Annotated in this window: 22 protein-coding genes; 18 read left to right on the top strand and 4 right to left on the bottom strand. The window is 66.2% G+C overall.

The genetic code is table 11. The annotated features are described in order from the left end of the window. The first annotated feature begins 150 nt into the window (after nucleotides 1-150). The 7 genes from GVL12_RS02225 to GVL12_RS02195 all read left to right on the top strand — a co-directional run bounded on the left by GVL12_RS02225 (nucleotide 151) and on the right by GVL12_RS02195 (nucleotide 8,360). Nucleotides 151-1,734, top strand: coding sequence for an ABC transporter ATP-binding protein (locus GVL12_RS02225; RefSeq protein ID WP_159911026.1), 1,584 nt, complete (start codon nucleotides 151-153; stop codon nucleotides 1,732-1,734). After that, nucleotides 1,727-2,845 (top strand): ABC transporter permease, encoded by a 1,119-nt coding sequence (locus GVL12_RS02220; protein WP_159911025.1) that lies wholly within the window; start codon nucleotides 1,727-1,729, stop codon nucleotides 2,843-2,845. The genes GVL12_RS02225 and GVL12_RS02220 overlap by 8 nt, the downstream gene beginning before the upstream one ends. After that, complete coding sequence (locus tag GVL12_RS02215) at nucleotides 2,845-3,765, top strand: ABC transporter permease (protein ID WP_159911024.1); 921 nt, start codon at nucleotides 2,845-2,847, stop codon at nucleotides 3,763-3,765. Before GVL12_RS02220 ends, GVL12_RS02215 begins: the two co-directional genes overlap by 1 nt. Before the next feature lie 36 nt (nucleotides 3,766-3,801). Further along, entirely contained in the window at nucleotides 3,802-4,947 is a 1,146-nt protein-coding gene (locus tag GVL12_RS02210; RefSeq protein WP_159911023.1) for a BMP family ABC transporter substrate-binding protein, read from the top strand. A 153-nt stretch (nucleotides 4,948-5,100) separates the two neighbouring features. Further along, nucleotides 5,101-6,258 (top strand): BMP family ABC transporter substrate-binding protein, encoded by a 1,158-nt coding sequence (locus GVL12_RS02205; RefSeq protein ID WP_159911022.1) that lies wholly within the window; start codon nucleotides 5,101-5,103, stop codon nucleotides 6,256-6,258. Nucleotides 6,259-6,330: 72 nt separating this feature from the next. Next, complete coding sequence (locus tag GVL12_RS02200) at nucleotides 6,331-7,302, top strand: aromatic ring-hydroxylating dioxygenase subunit alpha (protein ID WP_159911021.1); 972 nt, start codon at nucleotides 6,331-6,333, stop codon at nucleotides 7,300-7,302. Further along, nucleotides 7,302-8,360 (top strand): adenosine deaminase, encoded by a 1,059-nt coding sequence (locus GVL12_RS02195; protein ID WP_159911019.1) that lies wholly within the window; start codon nucleotides 7,302-7,304, stop codon nucleotides 8,358-8,360. The genes GVL12_RS02200 and GVL12_RS02195 overlap by 1 nt, the downstream gene beginning before the upstream one ends. A gap of 27 nt (nucleotides 8,361-8,387) precedes the next feature. Here the strand turns inward: GVL12_RS02195 and GVL12_RS02190 are convergent, their stop codons facing one another. Next, nucleotides 8,388-8,828: an HIT family protein gene (locus tag GVL12_RS02190; RefSeq protein ID WP_159911017.1), complete on the bottom strand. Its 441-nt coding sequence runs from the start codon at nucleotides 8,826-8,828 to the stop codon at nucleotides 8,388-8,390. Between the two features lie 145 nt (nucleotides 8,829-8,973). Between GVL12_RS02190 and GVL12_RS02185 the strand changes: the two genes are divergently transcribed. The 4 genes from GVL12_RS02185 to GVL12_RS02170 all read left to right on the top strand — a co-directional run bounded on the left by GVL12_RS02185 (nucleotide 8,974) and on the right by GVL12_RS02170 (nucleotide 12,516). Then, nucleotides 8,974-10,071 carry a BMP family ABC transporter substrate-binding protein gene (locus GVL12_RS02185; protein ID WP_159911015.1) on the top strand — a complete coding sequence of 366 codons (1,098 nt, stop codon included), beginning with the start codon at nucleotides 8,974-8,976 and terminating at the stop codon, nucleotides 10,069-10,071. Nucleotides 10,072-10,112: 41 nt separating this feature from the next. Beyond that, on the top strand, nucleotides 10,113-11,396 hold the full coding sequence (guaD, locus tag GVL12_RS02180; RefSeq protein ID WP_159911014.1) for a guanine deaminase: 1,284 nt from the start codon (nucleotides 10,113-10,115) through the stop codon (nucleotides 11,394-11,396). 51 nt (nucleotides 11,397-11,447) lie between these two features. Further along, nucleotides 11,448-12,014 (top strand): dCTP deaminase, encoded by a 567-nt coding sequence (gene dcd, locus GVL12_RS02175; RefSeq protein ID WP_159911013.1) that lies wholly within the window; start codon nucleotides 11,448-11,450, stop codon nucleotides 12,012-12,014. Between the two features lie 235 nt (nucleotides 12,015-12,249). After that, nucleotides 12,250-12,516 carry a hypothetical protein gene (locus GVL12_RS02170; protein ID WP_159911012.1) on the top strand — a complete coding sequence of 89 codons (267 nt, stop codon included), beginning with the start codon at nucleotides 12,250-12,252 and terminating at the stop codon, nucleotides 12,514-12,516. A gap of 19 nt (nucleotides 12,517-12,535) precedes the next feature. On the opposite strand, the gene GVL12_RS02165 is transcribed toward GVL12_RS02170, so the two are convergent. Beyond that, nucleotides 12,536-14,275: a diguanylate cyclase gene (locus GVL12_RS02165; RefSeq protein WP_159911011.1), complete on the bottom strand. Its 1,740-nt coding sequence runs from the start codon at nucleotides 14,273-14,275 to the stop codon at nucleotides 12,536-12,538. 257 nt (nucleotides 14,276-14,532) lie between these two features. Here GVL12_RS02165 and GVL12_RS02160 point away from each other — a divergent pair, with 257 nt between their 5' ends. Next, complete coding sequence (locus GVL12_RS02160; protein ID WP_159911010.1) at nucleotides 14,533-15,405, top strand: neutral zinc metallopeptidase; 873 nt, start codon at nucleotides 14,533-14,535, stop codon at nucleotides 15,403-15,405. A gap of 112 nt (nucleotides 15,406-15,517) precedes the next feature. After that, nucleotides 15,518-16,945, top strand: a complete 1,428-nt coding sequence (locus tag GVL12_RS02155; protein WP_159911009.1) for a DEAD/DEAH box helicase — start codon at nucleotides 15,518-15,520, stop codon at nucleotides 16,943-16,945. A 68-nt stretch (nucleotides 16,946-17,013) separates the two neighbouring features. On the opposite strand, the gene GVL12_RS02150 is transcribed toward GVL12_RS02155, so the two are convergent. Next, nucleotides 17,014-18,009 carry a tripartite tricarboxylate transporter substrate binding protein gene (locus GVL12_RS02150; protein ID WP_159911008.1) on the bottom strand — a complete coding sequence of 332 codons (996 nt, stop codon included), beginning with the start codon at nucleotides 18,007-18,009 and terminating at the stop codon, nucleotides 17,014-17,016. 62 nt (nucleotides 18,010-18,071) lie between these two features. Further along, nucleotides 18,072-19,649 (bottom strand): galactarate dehydratase, encoded by a 1,578-nt coding sequence (gene garD / locus GVL12_RS02145; RefSeq protein ID WP_159911007.1) that lies wholly within the window; start codon nucleotides 19,647-19,649, stop codon nucleotides 18,072-18,074. 225 nt (nucleotides 19,650-19,874) lie between these two features. Between garD and GVL12_RS02140 the strand changes: the two genes are divergently transcribed. The 5 genes from GVL12_RS02140 to GVL12_RS02120 all read left to right on the top strand — a co-directional run. Further along, on the top strand, nucleotides 19,875-20,684 hold the full coding sequence (locus tag GVL12_RS02140; protein WP_159911006.1) for a FadR/GntR family transcriptional regulator: 810 nt from the start codon (nucleotides 19,875-19,877) through the stop codon (nucleotides 20,682-20,684). A gap of 133 nt (nucleotides 20,685-20,817) precedes the next feature. Continuing rightward, nucleotides 20,818-21,795: a tripartite tricarboxylate transporter substrate binding protein gene (locus GVL12_RS02135; protein ID WP_159911005.1), complete on the top strand. Its 978-nt coding sequence runs from the start codon at nucleotides 20,818-20,820 to the stop codon at nucleotides 21,793-21,795. A 42-nt stretch (nucleotides 21,796-21,837) separates the two neighbouring features. After that, nucleotides 21,838-22,746, top strand: coding sequence for a 5-dehydro-4-deoxyglucarate dehydratase (gene kdgD, locus GVL12_RS02130; protein ID WP_159911004.1), 909 nt, complete (start codon nucleotides 21,838-21,840; stop codon nucleotides 22,744-22,746). Between the two features lie 102 nt (nucleotides 22,747-22,848). Next, nucleotides 22,849-23,835, top strand: coding sequence for a 2-hydroxyacid dehydrogenase (locus tag GVL12_RS02125; RefSeq protein WP_235033786.1), 987 nt, complete (start codon nucleotides 22,849-22,851; stop codon nucleotides 23,833-23,835). A 49-nt stretch (nucleotides 23,836-23,884) separates the two neighbouring features. Continuing rightward, nucleotides 23,885-24,344, top strand: a 460-nt coding sequence (locus GVL12_RS02120; RefSeq protein ID WP_159911003.1) for an aldehyde dehydrogenase family protein, incomplete at its 3' end; no start/stop codon positions are given.

The raw sequence follows: 24,344 nt of genomic DNA, 5'->3' as shown, positions 1-24,344 counted from the left end.
GAGCTGTTCCGAGGCGGGTGAAGGAATGCGCCGTGCAATGCAAATCGTGACTTTGTTGCTATATTTTTAATAGCTTGTTGGCTAAGCCAGGCAAGCACTTGCAGGATATCTTATGGAATGTGTTTGTAAAATTGAGAGACAATCGCGCCCATGAATCCCCCTGAAACAAATTCCGCGCCCGGTATGACACCGCCGCGCTTGCAATTGACGGGCATTACCAAACGTTACCCGGCCGTCGTGGCCAACAGTGGCGTCTCGCTGACGGTGCAGCCTGGCGAAGTGCACGCCGTGCTGGGCGAAAACGGTGCAGGCAAGTCGACCCTGATGAAGATCATCTACGGTTCGGTCAAGCCCGACGAAGGCCTGCTGCAGGTCGACGGCAAGGTGGTGCAGATCCGCAATCCCCAGGAAGCGCGCCAGCTGGGCATCGCCATGGTGTTCCAGCACTTCAGCCTGTTCGACACGCTCACGGTGGCGGAAAACGTCTGGCTGGGCCTGGACAAGCAGATCGCGCTCGCCGAAGTCGTGCGCCGCATCGAGGAAACCGCCAGCCTCTACGGCATGGTCATCGATCCCCAGCGGCCGGTGCACACCTTGTCGGTCGGTGAAATGCAGCGCGTCGAGATCATCCGCGCGCTGCTCACGCGCCCGCGCGTGCTGATTCTCGACGAGCCCACCTCGGTGCTCACGCCCCAGGCCGTCGAGAAGCTGTTCGTCGTGCTGCGCAAGCTCGCGGCCGAAGGCTGCAGCATTCTCTACATCAGCCACAAGCTGCATGAAATCCGCGCGCTGTGCGACAGCTGCACGGTGCTGCGCGGTGGCAAGGTCACGGGCGTGTGCCGTCCCGGTGAAGAGTCCAATGCCTCGCTGTCGCGGCTGATGATAGGCGCCGAGCCGCCCGCGCTGACCCACCGCGAAGTCGCCACGGGCGCCACGGTGCTGCGCGTGCAGGGCCTGACGCTGGCGCGCACCGACCATTTCGGTGTCGATCTCTCGGGCATCGATTTCGAGGTGCGCGCGGGCGAAGTCGTGGGCATTGCCGGCGTTTCCGGCAATGGCCAGAAAGAGCTGCTCTACAGCCTGTCGGGTGAAGACCGGCGCGCCGCGCCCGCGATGGTGCAGGTGGCGGGTCTCGAAGCCGGGCGCATGTCGCCGCGCCAGCGCCGCGCGCTGGGCCTGCATTTCGTGCCCGAGGAGCGGCTGGGCCGCGGCGCCGTGCCGTCGATGAGCCTGGCGCACAACCTGCTGCTCACGCGCGACGATGCCGTGGGGCGCGGCGGCTGGCTGCACATGGATGTGCTGCACAGCCAGGCGCGCGCGATCATCGAGCGCTTCAAGGTCAAGGCCGGCGGGCCGAACGCGGCCGCCAAGTCGCTGTCGGGCGGCAACCTGCAGAAATTCATCGTCGGTCGCGAAATCGATGCCAGGCCCAAGCTGCTGATCATCTCGCAGCCGACCTGGGGCGTGGACGTGGGCGCGGCCGCGCAGATCCGCGGCGAAATCCTGGCGCTGCGCGATGCGGGCTGCGCTGTCTTGGTGCTCAGTGAGGAGTTGGACGAATTGTTTGAAATCTGTGACCGGCTGCATGTCGTGGCCAAGGGCCAGTTGTCGCCTTCCGTGCCCCGGGCCCAGGCCACGGTGCAGCGCATAGGCGAATGGATGAGTGGGCTGTGGCATGCCGAGGCCCCCGCGGCCCCGCCCGACGCGACGGCGCAGGGAGGTCAGCATGCTTAAGCTCGAACCCCGCCCCCAGGTCTCCAAGGTCTGGACCTATGCGTCGCCGGTGCTGGCGCTGGCGATCACCGTGCTGGTTGGCATCGCGCTGTTCATGCTGCTGGGCAAGGACCCGGTGCGCGGCCTGCAGGCCTTTTTCTGGGAGCCGATCAAGTCGGGCTACGCGTTGGGCGAACTGGTCATGAAGGCCACGCCGCTGCTGCTCGTGGCGCTGGGCCTGGCGGTGTGCTTTCGCTCGAATATCTGGAACATCGGCGCCGAAGGCCAGTTCGTCATGGGCGCCGTGGCCGCGGGCGGCCTGGCGCTGCTCGCCGACAAGGACACCGGGCCCTGGATCGTGCCCGCGATCCTCGTGGCCGGCGTGCTCGGCGGCATGGTCTGGGCCGGCATCGTCGCTTTCCTGCGCGACCGCTTCAATGCGAATGAAACCCTGGTCAGCCTGATGCTGGTCTATGTGGCCATCCTGGTGCTGGGCTATCTGGTCTACGGCCCGTGGAAGGACCCGCAGGGCTACAACTTCCCGCAGAGCAAGACGTTCGAGCGCGTGACGCAGATCCCCAAGCTGATCGACGGCATGCGCATGAACATCGGCGTGATCCTCGCGCTGCTGGGCGCGGGCCTGCTGTGGGCGTTTCTGGCGCGCACGCGCGCCGGCTTCGCGCTGCAGGTCAGCGGCCTGGCGCCGGCCGCCGCGCGCTACGCCGGCTTTTCCTCGCGTCGCGCGCTCTGGACGGCGCTGCTGATCTCGGGTGGCGCGGCCGGTCTGGCCGGCGCGCTCGAAGTCGCGGGCCCTATGGGCCAGCTCACGCCCTATGTTCCCGCCGGCTACGGTTTTGCCGCCATCATCGTGGCCTTCGTCGGGCGTCTGCACCCCGTGGGCATGATCTTTTCCGCCATTCTCATGAGCATGTTCTATATCGGTGGTGAACTCGCGCAGTCGCGCCTGGGCCTGCCCAAGTCCCTGACGGGTGTCTTCCAGGGCCTGCTGCTGTTCGCGCTGCTGGCCTGCGACACGCTCGTGACCTACCGGCTGCGCTGGCGCCGTGCGCCGCGACCTGTGGCTGCAAGCCCTGTCGCCGGCACCTCGGCCGCAGCAAAGGGAGGTCTGTAATGGAGTCGTATGCATTGCTGTTCGGCTCCACGCTGAGCGCCGGCACCGTGCTGGCCCTGGCAGCCCTGGGCCTGCTGATCAACGAGAAGGCCGGCATCATCAACCTCGGCGCCGAAGGCATGATGCTGTGCGCGGCGATCGCCGGTTTCGCGGCCGTCGTGCACTCGGGCAATACCTGGGTGGGCTTTGGCGCCGGCATGGCCGCCGGTGCGCTGCTCGCGGGCCTGTTCGGTCTGCTGGTCATCTGGCTCAACACCAACCAGCAGGCGACGGGCCTGGCGCTGACGCTGTTCGGTGCGGGTTTCTCGGCGTTCGCCGGCCTCAACTATGTGCAGGCCAAGCTGCCCGAACTGCCCAAGTATGCGATTCCCGGCCTGGCCGACATCCCGCTGCTGGGCCCCGCGCTGTTTCGCCACCATCCGCTGGTCTATATCGTGGTGCTGCTGGCCATCGCCATGATCTGGTTCCTCTACCGCTCGCGCGCCGGCCTGGTGCTGCGCGCGGTCGGCGAGGCGCCCGAGTCGGCGCATGCGCTGGGCTACAACGTGCGCGGCATACGCCTGGCGGCCGTGATGTTCGGCGGCGCGATGTGCGGCCTGGCCGGCGCCTTCATCTCGGTGGTCTACACGCCGCTGTGGGTCGAGGGCATGGTCGCGGGGCGCGGCTGGATCGCGCTGGCGCTGACCACCTTCGCCACCTGGCGGCCGGCGCGCGTGCTGCTCGGCGCCTACCTTTTCGGCGGCGTGACCATGCTGCAGTTCCACCTTCAGGCGTCGGGCGTGCAATTGGCGAGCCAGTTGCTGAGCATGTTGCCCTACCTTGCGACCATCGTCGTGCTGGTGTTGATTTCGCGCAATCCGGCCTGGATTCGTGCGAACATGCCGGCCTCGCTGGGCAAGCCGTTCTACCCCGGCTCCTGAAGCGTCCCTTTCCATAACAAGCTCCGAGGAACAAGAATGACGAACCTGCAAAAACGCTCCCTTCTCAAAGCTGCCGCGCTGTCGGCTGTCAGCCTGGCCGTGCTGGCTGGCTGTGGCAAGAAAGAAGAGGCCGTTGCGCCCGCCGCCGAGCCCGTGGCAGCCGCAGCCGCCGAGCCCCTGAAGATCGGCTTCATGTATGTGAGCCCGGTGGGTGACGGCGGCTGGACTTTCCAGCATGAGAAGGCGCGCCAGGCGCTGCAGGCCGAATTCGGTGACCAGATCCAGACCTCGCTGGTCGAAAGCGTGCCCGAAGGCCCGGACGCCGAGCGCGTGCTGCGCGACATGGTCGGCCAGGGCAACAAGCTGGTGTTCGCCACCAGCTTCGGCTACATGGAGCCGGTGCAGAAAGTCGCGGCCGACAGCAAGGACGTGAAGTTCGAGCACGCGACCGGCTACAAGACCGCCGACAACGTGCGCACCTATGACGCGCGCACCTACGAAGGCGCGTACCTGGCCGGCATCATCGCCGGCGGCATGACCAAGACCAACCAGATCGGCGTGGTTGCCTCGGTGCCGATTCCCGAAGTGCTGCGCAACATCAACAGCTATGTGCTGGGCGCGCAAAGCGTGAACCCGAGCATCACGGCGCGCGTGGTCTGGGTCAACGAATGGTTCAGCCCGCCCAAGGAATCCGAGGCCGCGACGACGCTGATCAACGGCGGCGTCGACGTGCTCTACCAGAACACCAACTCGCCCGCGGTGCTCAAGACCGCCCAGGAACGCGGCGTGCGCGCTTTCGGCAAGGATTCGGACATGAGCGCCTATGCGCCCAAGGCCCACCTGGCTTCGGCGGAAATCAACTGGCTGCCTTACTACAAGAAGATCACGCAGGACACGCTCAGCGGCACCTGGAGCACGGGCCAGGACTGGTGGGGCGTGAAGGAAGGCGCGATGGACCTGGTGAGCATCGCCGAGGACGTGCCCCAGGACCTCAAGGACAAGGTCGCCACGGCCAAGGCCGGTCTCAAGGACGGTACGTTCCACATCTGGAAGGGCCCGCTCAAGGACAACACCGGCAAGGAACTGCTGGCCGATGGAGCCAACGGCGACCATGCCTTCCTGAGCGGCATCAACTTCTACGTCGCCGGCATCGACGGCAACGTGCCCGGCGCAGCCAAGTAATCGCGGGCCAGGCGCGTTACTTGCTAACACCTCTTGTTGATACCTCTTGCTGATACCTGTTGATACATGCTGTCAGGCAAGGACGTGCCTCCCCGGGCCGGCCACGGCCATGTTTCCCGTTGTTTTGACCCTGCTTTTTTCCAAGGAAGAAATATGACTGATCTGCACAAGCGCTCGATGTTCAAGCTCGCGGCGCTCACGGCCGTGGCCGCGGCGGCCCTGGCCGGCTGCGGCAAGAAGGAAGAGCCCGCGCCCGCACCGGTTGCGGCACCCGAAGCCGCTGCGCCGGCCAAGCCCGAGCCCTTGAAGATCGCGTTTGCGTATGTCGGTCCCGTCGGCGATGGCGGCTGGTCGTATGCCCATGACCAGGCGCGCAAGAAGCTCGAGCAGGAGTTCGGCGACAAGATCCAGACCAGCTATGTCGAAAGCGTGCCCGAAGGCCCGGACGCCGAGCGCGTGCTGCGCGACCTGGCCGGCCAGGGCAACAAGATGATCTTCGGTACGACCTTCGGCTACATGGAAGCGCTGCAGAAGATCGCTCCCGATTTCTCGGACGTGAAGTTCGAGCACGCCACGGGCTACAAGACCGCCGCCAACGTGCGCACCTATGACAGCCGCACCTACGAAGGCGCGTACCTGGCCGGCATCATCGCCGGTGCGATGACCACCAGCAACACGCTGGGCGTGGTCGGCTCGGTGCCGATTCCCGAAGTGATCCGCAACATCAACAGCTTCACGCTGGGTGCGCAGTCGGTCAACCCCCAGGTCAGGACCAAGGTGGTCTGGGTCAACGAATGGTTCAGCCCGCCCAAGGAAACCGAAGCCGCCACCTCGCTGATCAACGGCGGCGCCGACGTGCTGTTCCAGAACACCGACTCGCCGGCCGTGCTCAAGACCGCACAGGAAAAGGGCAAGCGCGCGTTCGGCTGGGATTCGGACATGACGGCCTACGGCCCCAAGGCCCACCTGGGCTCGGCCATCATCAACTGGGCGCCTTACTACACCAAGGCCACCCAGGAAGCGCTGGACGGCAACTGGGCCACGGGCGCGAGCTGGTGGGGCGTGAAGGAAGGCGCGATCGACCTGGTGTCCATCGCCGAAGACGTGCCTGCCGAAATCAAGGCCAAGGTCGAGGAAGTCAAGGCCGGCCTCAAGGACGGCAGCTTCACGATCTGGAAGGGCCCGATCCTGGGCCAGGACGGCAAGCCCGTCGTGGCCGACGACACCGTCGCCGATGACCAGTTCCTGTCGGGCGTGAACTTCTACGTCAAGGGCGTGGAAGGCAACGTGCCCGGCGGCGATAAAAAGTAAGCTTTTACTTAAATACTGGGTCATAAGGGCTGCCATAGGCGGCCCTTATGCCTTGTGAATACACTCGGCGCGATGGAAAAAACACTCTGGCACCCGGTGGCCCTGGCCGAGGCCGTCGTGCATGCGCCGCTGGCCGTGCAATTATTGGAACAGGATCTGGTGCTGTGGCGCGATCTGGCGGGGCAGGCGCATGCGTTTGTCGACCGCTGCCCCCACCGCGGCGCGCGGCTGTCGCTGGGCCGTGTGCACGCCGACCGGCTCGAATGCCCGTACCACGGCTGGCAGTTCGAAGCCGACGGCCATTGCGCGCAGGTGCCGGCCGTGCCCGACTTCGTGCCCCCGCCCGCGCACTGCGTGCGCGCGTTCGCCGTGCAGGAGCGCCATGGCCTGGTCTGGGTGCAGCTCGAAGCCTCGGACATGCCGCTGCCGCAGTTTCCCGCGGAAGACGACGAGCGCCTGCGCAAGCTCAACTGCGGTCCCTACGATGTGGCCGCGAGCGCGCCGCGCATCATCGAGAATTTCCTCGACATGTCGCACTTCGGCTTTGTGCACGAAGGCTGGCTGGGCTCGCGCGACGCCACGGCCATGGAGCGCTACGCTGTCGAGACCACGCCCACCGGCGTCAAGGCAACGAACTGCAAGGCGCGCCAGCCGCAGTCGAACCTGCATTCCACGGCCGCGGCCGACGTGCACTACACCTACGAAGTCACCGACCCATATACCGCCTTGCTCAACAAGCTGCCCGAGGCGGGCACGAGCCGCGACGGCTGGTATGAATCTATAGGCCTGTTCGTCTGCCCGGTCACGCCCGAGCGCAGCCGCGTCTGGTTCCGCCTCGCGGTCGCCGACTTCGAGACGGCCGATGCGCAGCTGCAGGCGTTCCAGCACACCATCTTCACCCAGGACCAGCCCGTGCTCGAGTCGCAACAACCCAAACGCCTGCCGCTCGATCCGCGTGCAGAATTGAATTCCGCAGCCGACCGCATGTCGGTCGCCTACCGCCGCTACCTGAAGTCGCGCGGCATTTCCTTTGGAGTCTGCTGATGTCCCACGCCCTGACCAATGCCTCTTTAGCGGCCTTGCTGCGCGACATGCCCAAGGCCGAGCTGCATATCCACATCGAAGGCTCGCTCGAGCCCGAGCTGATCTTCGCGCTGGCCCGGCGCAACCAGGTCGAGCTGCCCTATGCCGACGTCGAGGCCCTGCGCCGCGCCTATGCGTTCACCGACCTGCAGAGCTTTCTCGACATCTACTACGCGGGCGCGAGCGTGCTGCTGCACGAGCAGGACTTCTACGACATGGCGCGTGCGTATCTCGCGCGCGCGGTCAGCGACCATGTGGTGCACGCCGAAATCTTCTTCGATCCGCAGACCCATACGGCACGCGGCGTGCCCATGGCGTCGGTGATCAACGGCCTGTACCGCGCCTGCCGCGACGCCGAGCGCGACTGGGGCATTTCCTGCGCGCTGATCCTGAGCTTCTTGCGCCATCTGAGCGAGGAAGATGCATGCATGACGCTGGCCCAGGCCATGCCGCTGCGCGACCGCTTCATCGGCGTGGGCCTCGACAGCAGCGAGCTGGGCCATCCGCCCGAGAAATTCGCGCGCGTGTTCGCGCAGTGCCGCGCGCTTGGCCTGCACCTGGTCGCGCATGCGGGCGAGGAGGGCCCGCCGGCCTATATCTGGGGCGCGCTCGACAGCTTGCAGGTCGAGCGCATAGACCATGGCGTGCAGGCCCAGCACGACAGCGCGCTGATGCAGCGGCTGGCGCGCGAGCGCATCGCGCTCACCGTGTGCCCGCTGTCCAACCAGAAGCTGCAGGTCTTTCCCGATCTCGCCAAGCACAACCTGCCGCAGATGCTCGAGGCGGGCCTGGCTGTGACGGTGAACTCCGACGACCCGGCCTATTTCGGCGGCTATATCAACGAGAACTTCGAGCAGCTGTTTGCCGCGACCGGCATGGGCGCCGCCCAGGCCTACCAGCTCGCGCGCAACAGCCTGCAGGCGAGCTTTGTCGGCGAGGCCAGCAAGCGCGCGTGGATCGAACAGCTTGACGAGTGCTTTGTGCGCCATGGCGCCGAGGATGCGATTCCCGCGGGGTGAGGCGGCCTGCGCCTGCCGAAGCGCTGCTCAACCCAGCGCCGCGCGTAGCTGCGCCGCATAGCCCGCAATCACCTCGCCGCCCGGCTCCTTGCGCGGCCAGGCAAAGCTCACGCCATCGCCCGCCTTGCGCGCCACCACGTGCACATGGAAGTGGGCCACGGTCTGCCCGCCGGCCGCGCCATTGGCCTGCAGCAAGGTGATGCCTTCGGGCGCGAACGCTGCCTGCTGCGCCCGCGCCATGCGCTGCGCGGTCTGCATCACGGCCGCGGCCTCGGCTTCGGTCAGGTCCAGCAGCGTGGCCGCATGGCGCTTTGTGGCGACCAGCACATGGCCGGGCGTGACCTGGCCGATATCCATGAAGGCCAGGGTCAGGTCGTCTTCATAAACCCGCGCCGCGGGCAGCTCGTTGCGCACGATGCGGCAGAAAATGCACTCGCCCGGGGGCGAACGGTCGACAAACTCAGGCATTGCAAGGGTCTCCTCGGTGAATGGGTTTGATGCCCATTGTGGCAGCGCGGCCACTTGAAGCCGCTGTCCGCGCTAGAATCCGCCCCGCCTGTCGCAGTGCCCGCTGCGGCAGGCGTTGTTTTTTCGGGCCATGTAGAGGACCACCATGTACAAAAACCTCGCAGCCGCGCTCGCGGTCGCCTGTTTTTTCGCTCCCGTTTTTTCCCAGACGCCCGCCAAGGCCGACGCCGACCAGCCGTTGTCGGCGGCATTCGTCTATGTCACGCCGGTATTTGACGCCGGCTGGACGCACCAGCACGACGCCGGCCGCAAGGCCGCCGAAGCGGCGCTGGGCAAGCAGCTCAGGACCACCGTGGTCGCCGATGTCGCCGAAGGGCCTGACGCCGAGCGCGTGCTGCGCGATCTCGCGCGCAACGGCCACCAGCTGATCTTCACCACCAGCTTTGGCTATATGGAGCCGGCGCTGCGCGTGGCGCGCGACTTTCCCGACGTCAAGTTCGAATCGATCACCGGCTACAAGCGCGCGGCCAATGTCGCCACAGCCAATGCGCGCTACTACGAGGGTCGCTACCTGTCGGGCATTGCCGCGGCGCGCATGAGCAAGAGTGGTGTCGCGGGCTATGTCGCGGGCTTTCCGATTCCCGAAGTGCTGCAGGGCATCAACGCGTTCACGCTGGGCATGCGTTCGGTCAACCCCGGCGCCCGGGTCAAGGTGGTCTGGCTCGACACCTGGTTCGACCCGGCCAGGGAGCGCGACGCGGCAATGACGCTGATGAACCAGGGCGCCGACGTGCTGGCGTTTCATTCGGCCTCGAACGCGGTCATGGTCGCGGCGCAGGAGCGCGGCAGGTTCGCCATTGCCTACCACTCGGACATGCGCCAGGTCGCGCCCGACGCGCAGATCCTGGCCGTGACCCACCAGTGGGGCGACTACTACACGCGGCGCGCGCGCGCCGTGCAGGACGGCACCTGGGCCAGCGGCGATGTCTGGGGTGGCGTGCGCGAAGGCATGATCCGCCTCGAAGCCTTTGGCCGCAAGGTGCCGCAGACGGTGCAAAAGGAAGTGCTTGACCAGCAGCGGCTCATGGCCCAGGGCCGGATCCAGCCGTTCGCCGCCGCCAGGGCCGATGTGCGCGACAACGCCGGCCATGTGGTGATCGCCAAGGGCTCGGCGCTGACCGACGCACAGATACTCGACATGAAATGGCTGGTAGAAGGCGTGCAAGGCTCGCCGGGCCATTGAATACAACACGGTTTTCTACCGCCTGCCGTTAAGCTTCTCCCATGCACATCTACCGCAGCGCCCTGTTGCGCTTCACCCCAGAGGGCCAGCCCCTGTACGAAGAAGACGGCCTGCTGGCCGTGGCGCGCACGCCCGACGGCCGTGCGCGCGTGCAGGCCGCGGGCAGCTGGGCCACGCTGTCGCCGGGCTATGCAGGCCTGCCCGTGCAGCACTTTCCCGGGCGGCTGATCGCGCCGGGTTTTGTCGACCTGCATATCCACTACCCGCAGACCGACGTCATCGGCGCGCCCGCCGATGGTTTGCTGCCCTGGCTCGAGAACTACACCTTCCCGCACGAGCAGCGGTTTGTCGATGCGGCATACAGCGCCGAAGTCGCCGATTTCTTCATTGCCGAGCTGCTGCGCAACGGCGTGACCACGGCGCTGGCGTTCGCGACCAGCCATCCGGCGTCGGTCGACGCCTTGATGGGCGCGGCGCAAAAGGCGCAGATGCGCCTGGTCACGGGCAAGGTGCTGCAGGACCGGCATTCGCCCGATGGCGTGCGCGACGCGACCGAGCAAAGCCTGCTCGACACCGAGGCGCTGATCCAGCGCTGGCACGGCGTAGCCCGGCTGGGCTATGCGATCACGCCGCGCTTTGCGCCCACGAGCTCCGAAGCGCAACTGCGCGGCGCGGGCGAACTCGCCGCGCGCTACCCCGATGTCTGGATACAGTCCCATGTCGCCGAGAACCTCGACGAAGTGCGCTGGGTGCGCGCGCTGTTTCCGCAGGCGCGCAGCTACCTGTCGGTCTACGACGATTTCGGCCTGCTGCGCGAGCGCGCGGTCTATGCGCACTGCATTCACCTCGATGCCGCGGACCGCGCGCTGATGCGCGCGCGCGGCGCGGCTGCGGCCGTGAGCCCGACGAGCAACCTGTTCCTGGGCAGCGGTTTCTTTGACTATGCAAGCGCACAGGAGGCGGGCTTTGCCTATGGCCTGGCCAGCGACGTCGGCGCGGGCACGAGCTTTTCGCCGTTTCAGACCATGCTCGCGGCGTACGCCGTGGGGCGCGAGGGCCAGACCAAGCGCGGGCTGAGTCTCGCGCCCGCCGATCTGTGGTGGCAGCACACGGGCGGCGCGGCCGCGGCCATGGGATTGGGGGGCGTGGTCGGCAACCTGCTGCCCGGCTGCGAAGCCGACTTTCTGGTGCTAGACCCCGCAGCCACGCCGCTGCTGGCGCGCAAGACGCAGGCGGCGCGCAATCTCGATGAATTGCTGTTCGCGATGATCGTGCTGGGCGATGACCGGTTGGTGGAGCAAACCATTATTTCTCAAGCAAAATAGCCTGTTACGCTTGGTTTTCAAGCGTCCGAAGCAGTACTGGCAGGAAATCCCATGAGTATCAAGAGCGACAAATGGATCCGTCGCATGGCGGAAAGCACCGGCATGATCGAGCCCTTCGAGCCCGGTCAGGTGCGCGAGGCCGACGGCCGCAAGATCATCAGCTACGGCACCAGCAGCTATGGCTATGACATCCGCTGCGCGCCCGAATTCAAGGTGTTCACCAACATCCACAGCACCGTGGTCGACCCGAAGAACTTCGACGAGAAAAGCTTTGTCGACTTCGAAGGCGACAGCTGCATCATTCCGCCCAACAGCTTTGCGCTCGCGCGCACCGTCGAATATTTCCGCATTCCGCGCAACGTGCTGACGATCTGCCTGGGCAAGAGCACCTACGCGCGCTGCGGCATCATCGTCAACGTGACGCCGTTCGAGCCCGAGTGGGAAGGCTATGTGACGCTGGAGTTTTCCAACACCACGCCGCTGCCCGCGCGCATCTATGCGGGCGAAGGCTGCGCACAGGTGCTGTTCTTCGAAAGCGACGAAGTCTGCGAAGTCAGCTACAAGGACCGTGGCGGCAAATACCAGGGTCAAAGCGGCGTCACGCTGCCGCGCGCATAAGCTTTGGACAGGCGGGCTTGCCCGTCTATCGGTAATTTCCGACATCCGTCAGCGCGTTTTTCCCTACGCTCCTGTCACATTCCACTCTTACCATGCACTGTCGAGGTGGCATGCATGGGGCGTGCCGCAGTGATCAGGAGGTCTTCTTATGCTGGCGATGTTGAGGTTTGCGTGGCGTGCCCCGCGTGACCGCGCAGCGCATGCGTGCGGGCTGGCCGGCGGATCGGACTGCGCTGTGTCGGGCGAGCGCGACAGCGCCTGGCGCGCAGGCAATTGCCACAGTGCCTATTGGCCTCAGCATGAGCTCGATGCCTTCATCCTGCAGATGGCCGGCCATGGCCGTGCCGTGCATGCGGCGATGATGCTCGGTGATTTCGACTATGCGCGCCAGCAGCTGGCTGCGGCCCAATCCATAGGCTGCCCGCAGCTGCACCGCCTGAGCGCGCGCCTGTGCGCCTATTTCGACCAGCCGGCCTGCGCCAGCACCGTCGATACCCATTGAGGGGCGTTGCGCGGCCTGCTCAGACCTGGGCCACGGCGCGGTTGCGCCCCGCGGTCTTGGCGGCGTAGAGCGCAGCGTCGCTGCGGCGCAACATCGCGCTGCCATTCTCGTCGTCGGGTCGCAATGCCGACACACCGGCGCTGATGGTGATGTTGCCCACCACGTCGCGGGCATGGCTTGCGACCGATACCAGCAGTTCCTCGGCCATTTCGAGCGCGGTATGGGGCGGGGTATCGGGCAGCAAGATAATGAATTCCTCACCTCCCAGGCGGGCGACTGCATCCGATGCGCGCAGCCGTGCCTTGAACTGCTGGGCCAGCGTGCGCAGCACGTTGTCGCCGACTCCGTGGCCATAGGTGTCGTTGACGCGCTTGAAATGGTCTACGTCGATGGTGATCACGCTGAGCGCGCGGCCGCTGCGCTGCGCGAGCGCGACCGCGGTCACAAGGCGTGCATCGAAGCCGCGGCGGTTGAGCAGCCCGGTGAGCGGGTCGCTGCTCGCCTGGCGCTCGAGTTCCTGGTTCGCATGCTGCAACTCCAGCGTGCGCTGGCGCACGACTTCCTCCATGGCCTCGTTCATGTGCAGCAGGCGGCGCGTCATGTTGTCGAGCGTGCGCGACAGGCGTTGCACTTCGCGCGTGCTGTGCGTCTGCGGCACGACGGCGCCGGGCGTGCCGGCCTCGATGTGCAGCGCTGCGCGCGACAGGCTGTTGAGGTCTTCGCTGAGCCGGCGCGCGGCCAGCGACGCGATCACCGCGGCCAGCAGGGCGGCGCCGACGCCGCCGGCCAGCGCCTGGGCGACGGCGGTGTCGGCGCCGACGAAAGCCGTTGCCGTGGGCTGGCGCACGACCACGTACCAGCCCAGGTCACTCGCGAGATTGCGCGCCGGCAGCCGCGTCACGGCGGTGAGGAACGGTGGCTTGGCGTCCTTCCATTGCGCCAGGCCCGCGAGCCCCGGGGTGGTCATGCTGTCGCGTCCGCTGGCCGACGGCTGTTCGGTCTGCGGCAGCTTCTGTCCCAGCGCGGCATAGGGCGCGATGCGGCCATCGGGGGCATAGATGATCTCGCCCGTGTGGTCGAACACGAACAGCTCGATCTGCGCGTGGTCGGCATAGGTAGGGCGCAAGGCTTCGAGCGTGTCGCGGGCCCAGTCCCAGCTCAGATGCAGGCCGAGCACGCCCAGGGTCTCGCCATTGCGGTAGATGGGCGCGGAAAAATCGAGAAAGCGCTGGGGCTCGCCGCTGCTGCTCGGCGCGAGCCTGTCGGCCAATGCCATGAACGTATGGACGTCGCCGACGTACACGTCCTTGAGCCCGGCCTGGAACCAGGGCAGGTCGGAGACGTTCTTGCCCTGCAGGATGTTGTTGGTGTCGGTCGCGACGTTGCCGTGGACGTCGGCCACGCCTATCCAGCGGCTGTAGGGCCGGCTCGAATGCATGCGCTGCAGCAGCGGCAGGACTTCGGGCGCGTCCATGCCTTTTTCCCAGAGGTCCTGGGACGCGCCCAGCACCTGGACCAGCCGGCTGGGCTCGAACAATCCTTCGGCCAGCACCTTGGCCGCATTGTGGGCCACCATGTGCAGCGATGCCGCGGCCTCCTTCTGTATGCGCCATTTGAGCAGTTCGCCAAAGGCCAGCGACAGCAGCACGGCGACCAGCGTGACCAGGCTGCCGAAGACCACGGCAATCTGCGAGCGCAGGCTCCAGGGCCGGCGCTCGGGCGTCTCGGCAGGGCTGGGGTGCCGCGGCGGCTGCGTCATGCGCGCACCTTGATCACCGGCGCCAGGCCCGCCCGGGCGACGGCCGCAAGGCGTCCATGCAAGGGCATCCGGAGCAGCGCTGCGCGCCAGGCAGTGAGGAAGTGCATGGTCTCGAATGTACACAGGTCAAGTCCGGCCTGCTTGTAGGAGTCCAGTCCTGCTTGCCTGACATTTCGGTCGGCGCGCGCCGCGCCAGGGGCTGCAGCGACGTAATATGCCCTTGCACGCGCCGCGCATGCCGGCGCCAAGGAGTTCTTATGCGCTGGGACGGCAACCGGGAATCGGAAAATATCGAGGACAGACGCGGCCAGGGGGGCGGCTCGCCGGTCTTTGGCGGGCGCAGCATCGGCATCGGTACGATCGTGGTGGCGCTGGTCGGCGGCTGGGTGCTGGGCATCAACCCGCTGACGCTGCTGGGCATGCTCAGCGGCGGGGGCAGCCCCGTGGCGGTGCAGCAGCCCGCCGTGGTCGGCAAGCCCCCGGCCGACGACACGCTGGCGCGTTTTGTGTCCACGGTGCTGGCCGACACCGAAGATGTCTGGGGCGACCTGTTTCGCAAGAACGGCGGCAGCTACCAGCAGCCCCGGCTGGTGCTGTTTCGCGGTGCGACTTCGACCGCCTGTGGCACGGGCCAGGCGGCGATGGGGCCGTTTTATTGCCCCGCTGATCAAAAGGTCTATATCGACCTGGGCTTCTACCAGACGCTCAAGAACCAGCTCGGTGCGCCCGGCGATTTCGCCCAGGCCTATGTGATCGCGCATGAAGTCGGCCACCATGTGCAGCACCTGCTGGGCATCAACGAACAGGTCGACCGCATGCGCGGGCGGGTCGGCAAGGCCGAGTACAACCAGCTGTCGGTGCGGCTCGAGCTGCAGGCCGACTGTCTTGCGGGCGTCTGGGCCCACCATGCGCAGAATGCGCGCCAGATCCTCGAGCAGGGCGATGTGGAAGAAGCGATGAACGCCGCGGCCAGGATAGGCGACGACGCATTGCAGCGCGCCGCAGGCGGCGCGGTGGTGCCTGACAGCTTCACCCACGGCACCAGTGCCCAGCGTCAGCGCTGGTTCCAGCGCGGCCTGCAGCGCGGCGAACTCAAGGGCTGCGACACGTTCAGCGCCAGGCAACTGTGAGCTGCGGCAGGCCTGCGCGCAGCCATTTGTCGCACATAAGCACCGCATGAAGCCCTTGAATCGGCGGGGCAAATACGTGTGTTCGCCGCTAGGTGCGACAATAGTAGGCTAAATGACAAGTTCTTTTTCCAATTTATCCCTGTCGGAACCCCTGGCCCGTGCTGTTGCCGAGATGGGCTATGAGTCGATGACGCCCATTCAGGCGCAGGCCATTCCCGTTGTCTTGACCGGCAAGGACGTGATGGGCGCCGCCCAAACGGGTACCGGCAAGACGGCGGCTTTCTCGCTGCCGCTGCTGCAGCGTCTGCTCAAGCACGAAAACAGTTCGACCTCGCCCGCGCGCCATCCGGTGCGTGCGCTGGTGCTGTTGCCCACCCGTGAGCTCGCTGACCAGGTCGCCCAGCAAATCGCGCTGTACGCCAAATACACCAAGCTGCGCAGCATGGTGGTGTTCGGCGGCATGGACATGAAGCCCCAGACGGCCGAGCTCAAGAAGGGCGTCGAAGTGCTGGTGGCCACGCCCGGCCGGCTGCTGGACCATATCGAGGCCAAGACCGCCATCCTCAACCAGGTCGAATACGTGGTGCTCGACGAGGCCGATCGCATGCTCGACATCGGCTTCCTGCCCGATCTGCAGCGCATCCTGTCCTACCTGCCCAAGACCCGTACCACCTTGCTGTTCAGCGCGACCTTCTCGCCTGAAATCAAGCGCCTTGCGGGCAGCTACCTGCAGGACCCGGTGACCATCGAGGTGGCACGGCCCAACGAAACCGCGTCGACCGTGGAGCAGCGCTTCTTCAGCGCCGCCGACGAAGACGAAAAGCGCCTGGCCATCCACAAGATCCTCAAGGAACGCGGCATCCGCCAGGCCTTCATTTTCTCCAACAGCAAGCTCGGCTGCGCACGCCTGACGCGCACGCTAGAGCGTGACGGCCTGCGCGCCACGGCGCTGCACGGCGACAAGAGCCAGGACGAGCGCCTCAAGGCGCTTGAAGCCTTCAAGGCCGGCAATGTCGACCTGCTGGTCTGCACCGACGTCGCTGCGCGCGGCCTGGACATCAAGGACGTTCCCGCGGTGTTCAACTACGACGTGCCGTTCAACGCCGAAGACTATGTGCACCGCATCGGCCGCACCGGCCGTGCCGGCGCTTCGGGCCTGGCGGTGACGCTGGTGTCCTCGCGCGACGCGCGCCAGGTCGGTGAGATCGAGAAGCTGATCAAGAAGAAGATCGACGTCGAGGCGCTGCAGCTCGAGCAGCCCCGGCCGCAAGGACGCATGAACGACGGCCGCCGCGCCTGGCGCGGTGAAGGCGAAGACGCGGCGCGTGGCGTCGTCGGTCGCCCGGCTCCGGCCCCGCGTTCCTCCCGCCCGGCCTCGCGCCCTGCGGCCGATCCGTTCTTTGACCGCCCTTACGTCGCTTCGGCCGCGGCCCCAGCGGCGACCTGGGACGATACGCGCCAGCCCGCGGCCCGCCCGTCCATCAAGTCCAAGCGCAAGGTAGCCGCGTTGTTCCGTGCTCCTGAACTTGCCCAGTCCTGAGCGGCTGTAAATACAAAAAAAGCGCCTTGAGGCGCTTTTTTTGCTTGTGGCAGCGGTTGGCTTGACACTCAGCCGTCTACTTTGACATTCGCTTCCTTGATCACCGTCGCCCATTTGGTGACTTCGGCCTTCTGGAATGCGGCGACCTGCGTAGGCGACAGCGTCGAGGGCTCCATGCCCATGGTCTTCAGGCGGCCCTGCATGTCGGGCGTGGCCAGGATCTTGGCGATTTCCTGGTGCAGGCGCTGGACGATGGCATCGGGCGTATTGGTCGGCGCGAAAATCGCCTGCCACGACGTGACTTCGAAGTCGCCCAGGCCCTTGAGGCCGGACTCGGCGACAGTGGGCACGTCCTTGAGCGAGTCGAGCCGCTGCCTGGAAGTCACGGCCAGCGCGCGCAGCTTGCCGCTTTGAATGTGCGGCGCCGCGACCACGGTGGTGTCGAACATCATGTCGACCTGACCGCCCATCACGTCCTGGATGGCCGGGCCGCTGCCCTTGTACGGCACATGGGTGAACTTGACGCCCGACTTCCAGGCCAGCATTTCCAGCGCCAGATGCTGGGAGGTGCCCGCGCCCGCCGATGCCGAGGACAGGCCGCCGGACTTCGTCTGCGAGGCTTCGAGCACGTCCTTGAGGCTCTTGTACGGGCTGTTGGCCGGCACGACCAGCACCAGTGGGTTGGTGCCGATCAGCGTGATCGGGGTGAAGGACTTGATCGGGTCATAGCCCAGCTTGGGGTACAGGCTCACATTGATGGCGTGCGAGCTGATCGTGCCGCCCAGGATGGTGAAGCCATCGGGCTGGGTGCGGGACGCGAGTTCGGAGCCCACGCTGCCGCCGGCGCCAGCCTTGTTGTCGACGACCACCGTGGTGCCCAGCACGGGGCCCAGTTGCTGGGCAATCAGCCGGCCCAGCTGGTCCGTGGTGCCGCCTGCGGCGAAAGGCACCATGTAGGTGATGACCTTGGCCTTGGGCCAGTTGCTCTGTGCCATGACAGCTGCAGGCATGCAGGCCAGGGCCAGTGGAGCGGCCGCGGCCTTGAGTAGTTGTCGACGTTGCATGAGATTTGTCTCCTGGTTGAAAAATGCCGCCTGTGGGTTCAGGCGTGCAGGGGTTGTCGTTATCAGGTCACTGGTGCAGGGTTGAAGAGCACGAGAGCGTTGTGCAGCTTCCAGTGCTCGGCCCAGGTCTTCTTGCGGCCGCTGGCGATTTCAATCATCAGGTGGAACAGCTCCCAGCCCGTGTCTTCTATCGTCGCGTCGCCGTCGGCAATGCGCCCGGCGTTCACGTCCATCAGGTCGTGCCAGCGGCGCGCCAGGTCGGTGCGCGTGGCGACCTTGATCACCGGGCAGGCGGCCAGGCCATAGGGCGTGCCGCGTCCGGTGGTGAAGATGTGCAGGTTCATTCCGGCCGCGAGCTGCAGCGTGCCGCAGATGAAGTCGGAGGCCGGCGTGGCGGCGTAGATCAGGCCTTTTTCGCGCAGCTTCTCGCCCGGGGCGAGCACGCCCGTGATCGGCGTCGAGCCCGACTTGACGATGGAGCCCATGGCTTTCTCGACGATGTTGGAGAGCCCGCCTTTCTTGTTGCCCGGCGTGGTGTTGGCGCTGCGGTCGGCGCGGCCGCGCGCGAGGTAGGCGTCGTACCAGGCCATCTGGTCTATCATCGCCTGGGCGACTTCGGGCGTGCTGGCGCGTGAAGTCAGCTGGTCTATGCCGTCGCGCACTTCAGTGACTTCCGAGAACATCACGCTGGCGCCGGCGCGCACCAGCAGGTCGGTGGCGAAACCCACGGCCGGGTTGGCCGTGACGCCGCTGAACGCGTCGCTGCCGCCGCACTGCACGCCGACCACGAGTTCGCTCACCGGCACGGTCTCGCGCCGGCGCTGGTTCAGGCGCTGCAGATGCACATCGGCCTGGCGCACGATGGAGTCGATCATGCTCATGAAGCCCACATGCTCCTCGGCCTGCAGGCACACCACGTCGAGTGCGGCATCGGCTACGGGCAGGGCAGGGGCCGTGCCCAGGCGCTGCATGGGCACCAGCGGCGCCTCCGCTGGCAGCAGGCGTTCGGGCTGCAGTTTTTCGCAGCCCAGGCTCACGACCATCACTTCACCGCCGAAATTGGGGTTGCGGCTGATGTTGCGCAGCGTGCGGATGGGAATGATGGCGTCGGGCGCGTCGATGGCCACGCCGCAGCCGTAGCTGTGCTCCAGGCCCACGACGTCGTCGACCTGGGGGTAGCGCGGCAGCAGCTCGCGCTTGATGCGTTGCACCGCGGTGTCCACCACGCCGGCGACGCATTGCACGGTGGTGGTGATAGCGAGGATATTGCGCGTGCCCACCGAGCCGTCGGCATTGCGGTAGCCTTCGAAGGTATAGCCCGTGAGCGGCGCGAGCGCGGGCGGCTTCACGGTGGCCATGGGCAGGCCCTGCAATTCCGGGGCCGCGGGCATGCGCAGCGTGCGCTCGTTGATCCAGCTGCCGCGCGCCAGCGCGTGAAGTGCATAGCCTATGACCACGTTGTAGCGCCGCACCACAGCCCCTTCGGCCAGATCCTCTAGCGCGACCTTGTGGCCTTGCGGGATGTGTTCGACCAGGCGCAACCCATCGGGAAACACCGTGCCCGCAGGAAGGCCGCCGTCGTTGGCCACGATGGCCACGTTGTCGGCGGCATGCATGCGGATATAAAGGGGACTGCTCATCAGCTACTTTCGATTCTTGAATTCATCACGGCATCCCAGGCATGGGTCGCCATTCCAAAGCGCATCACTGACAGCCTTGCAGTCCGCCGGGGCAGGGCGGCTATCAAGGTGGTTGCTCGCTGCGGGAATCCTCCTGAACGGGCGCCACCTTGTCGCATTGGTACAGCAGAAAACGGATGTCAGTGATATGTTGTCGTACAACTAAAACCCATTATCATCAGAGCCATGAGCACCCCGACATCGGAATTACCCCAATCTGCTGGATTTTTATCGCCTGGAGACGGGACCGCGCTGCGTGGCAAGACCGGCCGCGGCAGCCGCAGCCTGGCCAACCTCCTGTCGGAGGAGTTCGGCCACAAGATCCGCCAGGGCCTGCTGCACGAGGGCGACAAGCTGCCCACCGAGTCCGAGCTGGTGCGCAGTTACGACGTCAGCCGTACGGTGGTGCGCGAAGCGCTGTCCAAGCTGCAGGCCGCCGGACTGGTCGAAACCCGCCATGGCATAGGCACTTTCGTGCTGCCCACGCGGCAAAACCCGGGCATGCAGCTCAATGCGCACGAACTCAGTGAATCCGTGGATGTGCTGGCCGTACTGGAGCTGCGCATCAGCCTGGAAACCGAGGCGGCCGGCCTGGCCGCACAGCGCCGCGAGGCGGCGCACCTGAGGGTCATGCGCGAAGCATTGCAGGCGTTCGAGCACAATTTCGCGCTCGGCCACGAGACCGTGAGCCATGACCTGGCGTTTCACCTGAGCATCGCCCAGGCCACAGGCAACCGTTACTTTCAGGACATCCTGCAGCATTTCGGCAGCATGCTGATTCCGCGCAACCGCATCGCGTCCATCCACACTCCGGCGCGCGACCCCGACTACCTGCGCCGCGTCAACCGCGAGCATGAAGAGATCTATGCCGCGATCGAGCGCCAGGACGCGGACTCCGCGCGCGCGGCAATGCGCATTCACCTCACCAATTCGCGCGAACGCCTGCGCCTGGCCCAGCGCCTGAGCCAGCTGCCCGCGCCGGTTGCGCCGGCATAGCGCGGGCCGCCCCCCCTGCCGGGGGCGTGTGTTGGCTGTCGATGGCGCCTGGTGTTTACCCCTAGAAATTTTTGCGTGAGTTTTTAGAAATCCAGTTGTATGATGACTGACCACTATACGGAGACACTTCACCATGCTTTCCCGCTCACGCTTTCTGTGTTCAGCCCTGGCCCTTGCTGGTGCCGGTCTGGTTTGTGCTCCCGCATTCGCGACGCAGGCCTGGCCCAGCAAGACCATCCGTCTGGTGGTCCCCTATCCTCCGGGCGGCAGCTCCGACATCATTGCCCGCTCCATCGGGCAGGTGATTTCCCAGGAACTGAAACAGACCGTCGTGATCGAGAACAAGGCCGGTGCCAACGGCAATCTGGGCGCGGAGTTCGTGTCCCGTGCAGCCCCTGACGGCTACACCTGGCTGCTGGCCGACCTGGGGGCGCTGGCGATTTCGCCTTCGGTCTACACCAAGCTCAGCTTCGACCCCTCGAAGGACCTGCGCGGCGCGGCCATGCTGGCCTACTCGCCCCACATGCTGGTGGTCCACCCTTCGGTGCAGGCCAGCAATCTGAAGGAGCTGGTGGAGCTGTCGAACAAGCAGGATCTGAATTTCGCCGTCACGGCCACGGGCAGCGCGCCCCATCTGGCCGGCGTGGAGCTGTCCCGCCTCACCGGCGCGAAATGGGTCTACGTGCCTTACAAGGGCGGTGTGCAAGCGGTGCAGGACACGGTTGCCGGCCAGACACAGGTGCTGATGAACGGCATGCTGGCCACCTACCCCCATGTGCAAAGCGGCAAGCTCAAGCTGCTGGGCATCTCCAAGACCACGCGCATGCCGCTGATCTCCGACGTGCCCACGCTGGCCGAACAGGGGGCGAAAGATTTCGCCTCGGGTACCTGGCAAGGCGTGGTGCTGCCGGCCAAGACGCCCGAAGCCATCGTCCAGCGCGTGAACCAGGTCCTGCTCACCGCCATCCGTTCGCCTGATGTGCGTGCGCGCCTCACAGGCCAGGGCGCCGAAGTGGTCACGATGACACCCGTCGAGACCGACAAGTTCTTCCGCGCCGAGCGTGACCGCTGGCGCACGGTGGTGCAGACCTCCAATTTGCAGCTGGACTGAAGTCCAGGCCTTTTTTTCATTCTGTTTTTCCCAAGGATTGCCATGAGCCCCCAAGAAGTCAAAAGCGTGATGAGTTCCGGTCTGTTGTCGTTCCCCGTGACCGACTTCGACAGCCAGGGCAACTTCAATGCCAAGAGCTATGCCGAGCGCCTCGAATGGCTGGCCCCGTTCGGCGCCACCGCGCTGTTCGCCGCCGGCGGAACGGGCGAGTTCTTCTCGCTGACGGCCGAAGAGTACCCGGCGATCATCCAGACCGCGGTGAATACCTGCAAGGGCAAGGTGCCCATCATTGCCGGCGCCGGCGGCCCGACGCGTTTCGCCATCCAGTGCGCCCAGGAAGCGGAGCGTGCCGGCGCCCACGGCATCCTGCTGATGCCCCACTACATGACCGAAGCCAGCCAGGAAGGCCTGGCCGCGCACGTCGAAGCCGTCTGCAAGAGCGTGAAGTTCGGCGTGATCATCTACAACCGTGGCGTGAGCCGCTTCACGCCCGAAACCGTTGCCAAGCTGTGCGAGCGCAATCCCAACCTGGTCGGCTTCAAGGACGGCGTGGGTGATATCGAGGCCATGTCCGCGATGTTCCTGACCATGGGCGATCGCCTGGCCTATCTGGGCGGCCTGCCCACGGCCGAAGTCTATGCCGCTGCCTACAAGGCGCTGGGCACGCCGGTCTACTCGTCGGCCGTCTTCAACTTCATTCCCAAGACCGCCATCCGTTTCTACGAAGCGGTGAAGAACGACGACCACGCGACGCAGCACCACCTGCTCAAGACCTTCTTCATGCCCTACCTCGAGATCCGCAACCGCAGCGCCGGTTACGCCGTGTCCATCGTCAAGGCCGGCGCCAAGATCGTGGGCCACGATGCAGGCCCGGTGCGCGCACCGCTGGCCGACCTCAAGCCGGGCGAAGTCGAAGAGCTCGCTGCGCTGATCAAGCTGGTCGAGCAGTAAGCCCGTGCCGCAGGGGCCAGCAGCGCCCCTGGATGTGCCGCCCGCCGCCTCGCCGCACTGGTGGGGGCGCTGGCGGCACGCTGTTTTCTCCTTTCTCACCGAATGACCCAAGGACTTCCCGGCATGGCGCTCTCCCGACCCCGCGTTCTCCAATACGGCAAGATGCCGCTGCCCCAGCTCGATGCCGACCTGGCGCAAGCCTACGATGTGCACCTCCTCTCCCAGGAAAGCGATCCCGAACGCTTCCTGGCGGAGCAGGGCGCGCAGTTCCCGTATCTGGTCACGTCGGCGGCCATGGGCCTGCCCGCGCGCGTCGTGGACGCACTGCCCGAACTGAAGTTCGTCAGCAGCTTTGGCGTGGGCTTTGATGCGCTGGACAAGGAGGCGCTGCTGCGCCGCGGCGCGCGCGTGGGCTATACGCCGGGCGTGCTTGACGATTGCGTGGCCGACATGGCCTGGGCGCTGCTGCTGGACGCGGCGCGGTCCTTGAGCGCCGCCGACCGCTTCGTGCGCCGCGGCGACTGGAGCCGCCAGCGCTTTGGCATCACCACGCGGGTGTCGGGCAAGCGCCTGGGAATCTTCGGCATGGGCCGCATCGGCAGCACTGTGGCGCGCCGCGCCGCGGGCTTCGACATGGAAGTGGCCTATCACAACCGCCGGCCCATCGACGGCTGCCCCCATCTGTACCGCACGTCGCTGCTCGAGCTGGCGCGCTGGTCCGACTTTCTGATCATCACCGCCGCGGGCGGCGACAACACCCGCCACCTTGTGAGCACCGAAGTGCTGGCCGCCCTGGGGCCCCAGGGCTTCCTGGTCAACGTGGCGCGTGGCAGCGTGGTCGATGAGGCGGCGCTGGTCGCCGCGCTGCGCGGCGGGCGCATCGCTGGCGCAGGCCTCGATGTGTTCGAGGACGAGCCCCGCCCCCATCCCGACCTGCTCACGCTAGAGAACGTCGTGCTGGCACCGCATATCGCCAGCGGCACGCACGATACCCGCCGCGCCATGGCCGATCTGGTGCTGCAGAACCTGCAGCAGTTCATTGCCACCGGCCAACCCGTTGCCGAAGTGCCCTGGTCTGCGGCACGCTGACCCGAACCCGCTGCCCCGATTTTCCCGCTTTCCTTCAGGACCTCACCCCATGACCCCATTCGACAACCTCATCAACGGCCAGTGGACTGCCGGCAAGGGCTACAGCCCCAATGCCAACCCCAGCGACCTTGCCGATGTGATCGGCCAGTACGCCCAGGGCGATGCCGCCGATGTCAACGCCGCTGTCGCGGCCGCCGCGGCAGCCTTTCCCGCGTGGAGCACCTCGGGCATCCAGGTGCGCCACGACGCGCTCGACAAGATAGGCACGGAAATCCTCGCGCGCAAGGAAGAACTCGGCGACCTGCTCGCGCGCGAGGAAGGCAAGACCCGCCCCGAGGCAATAGGCGAAGTCGCCCGCGCGGGCCAGATCTTCAAGTTCTTTGCGGGTGAATGCCTGCGCCTGGCCGGCGAGACCCTGCCGTCGGTGCGCCCGGGCATAGGCGTGGAGATCACGCGCGAGCCCGTGGGTGTGGTCGGCCTGATCACGCCCTGGAATTTCCCCATCGCGA

Source organism: Pantoea sp. 18069 (genome assembly GCF_902706035.1).
In the GTDB taxonomy this organism is placed as follows: domain Bacteria; phylum Pseudomonadota; class Gammaproteobacteria; order Burkholderiales; family Burkholderiaceae_C; genus Comamonas.
This window is presented reverse-complemented; position numbering and strand designations above follow the sequence as displayed.

What these genes read in the sequence shown, in the direction of transcription:
- GVL12_RS02225 (WP_159911026.1), top strand. Translation starts at nt 151, where the DNA reads ATGAATCCCCCTGAAACAAATTCCGCGCCCGGTATGACACCGCCGCGC.
- GVL12_RS02220 (WP_159911025.1), top strand. Translation starts at nt 1,727, where the DNA reads ATGCTTAAGCTCGAACCCCGCCCCCAGGTCTCCAAGGTCTGGACCTAT.
- GVL12_RS02215 (WP_159911024.1), top strand. Translation starts at nt 2,845, where the DNA reads ATGGAGTCGTATGCATTGCTGTTCGGCTCCACGCTGAGCGCCGGCACC.
- GVL12_RS02210 (WP_159911023.1), top strand. Translation starts at nt 3,802, where the DNA reads ATGACGAACCTGCAAAAACGCTCCCTTCTCAAAGCTGCCGCGCTGTCG.
- GVL12_RS02205 (WP_159911022.1), top strand. Translation starts at nt 5,101, where the DNA reads ATGACTGATCTGCACAAGCGCTCGATGTTCAAGCTCGCGGCGCTCACG.
- GVL12_RS02200 (WP_159911021.1), top strand. Translation starts at nt 6,331, where the DNA reads ATGGAAAAAACACTCTGGCACCCGGTGGCCCTGGCCGAGGCCGTCGTG.
- GVL12_RS02195 (WP_159911019.1), top strand. Translation starts at nt 7,302, where the DNA reads ATGTCCCACGCCCTGACCAATGCCTCTTTAGCGGCCTTGCTGCGCGAC.
- GVL12_RS02190 (WP_159911017.1), bottom strand. Translation starts at nt 8,828, where the DNA reads ATGCCTGAGTTTGTCGACCGTTCGCCCCCGGGCGAGTGCATTTTCTGC.
- GVL12_RS02185 (WP_159911015.1), top strand. Translation starts at nt 8,974, where the DNA reads ATGTACAAAAACCTCGCAGCCGCGCTCGCGGTCGCCTGTTTTTTCGCT.
- guaD (WP_159911014.1), top strand. Translation starts at nt 10,113, where the DNA reads ATGCACATCTACCGCAGCGCCCTGTTGCGCTTCACCCCAGAGGGCCAG.
- dcd (WP_159911013.1), top strand. Translation starts at nt 11,448, where the DNA reads ATGAGTATCAAGAGCGACAAATGGATCCGTCGCATGGCGGAAAGCACC.
- GVL12_RS02165 (WP_159911011.1), bottom strand. Translation starts at nt 14,275, where the DNA reads ATGACGCAGCCGCCGCGGCACCCCAGCCCTGCCGAGACGCCCGAGCGC.
- GVL12_RS02160 (WP_159911010.1), top strand. Translation starts at nt 14,533, where the DNA reads ATGCGCTGGGACGGCAACCGGGAATCGGAAAATATCGAGGACAGACGC.
- GVL12_RS02155 (WP_159911009.1), top strand. Translation starts at nt 15,518, where the DNA reads ATGACAAGTTCTTTTTCCAATTTATCCCTGTCGGAACCCCTGGCCCGT.
- GVL12_RS02150 (WP_159911008.1), bottom strand. Translation starts at nt 18,009, where the DNA reads ATGCAACGTCGACAACTACTCAAGGCCGCGGCCGCTCCACTGGCCCTG.
- garD (WP_159911007.1), bottom strand. Translation starts at nt 19,649, where the DNA reads ATGAGCAGTCCCCTTTATATCCGCATGCATGCCGCCGACAACGTGGCC.
- GVL12_RS02140 (WP_159911006.1), top strand. Translation starts at nt 19,875, where the DNA reads ATGAGCACCCCGACATCGGAATTACCCCAATCTGCTGGATTTTTATCG.
- GVL12_RS02135 (WP_159911005.1), top strand. Translation starts at nt 20,818, where the DNA reads ATGCTTTCCCGCTCACGCTTTCTGTGTTCAGCCCTGGCCCTTGCTGGT.
- kdgD (WP_159911004.1), top strand. Translation starts at nt 21,838, where the DNA reads ATGAGCCCCCAAGAAGTCAAAAGCGTGATGAGTTCCGGTCTGTTGTCG.
- GVL12_RS02125 (WP_235033786.1), top strand. Translation starts at nt 22,849, where the DNA reads ATGACCCAAGGACTTCCCGGCATGGCGCTCTCCCGACCCCGCGTTCTC.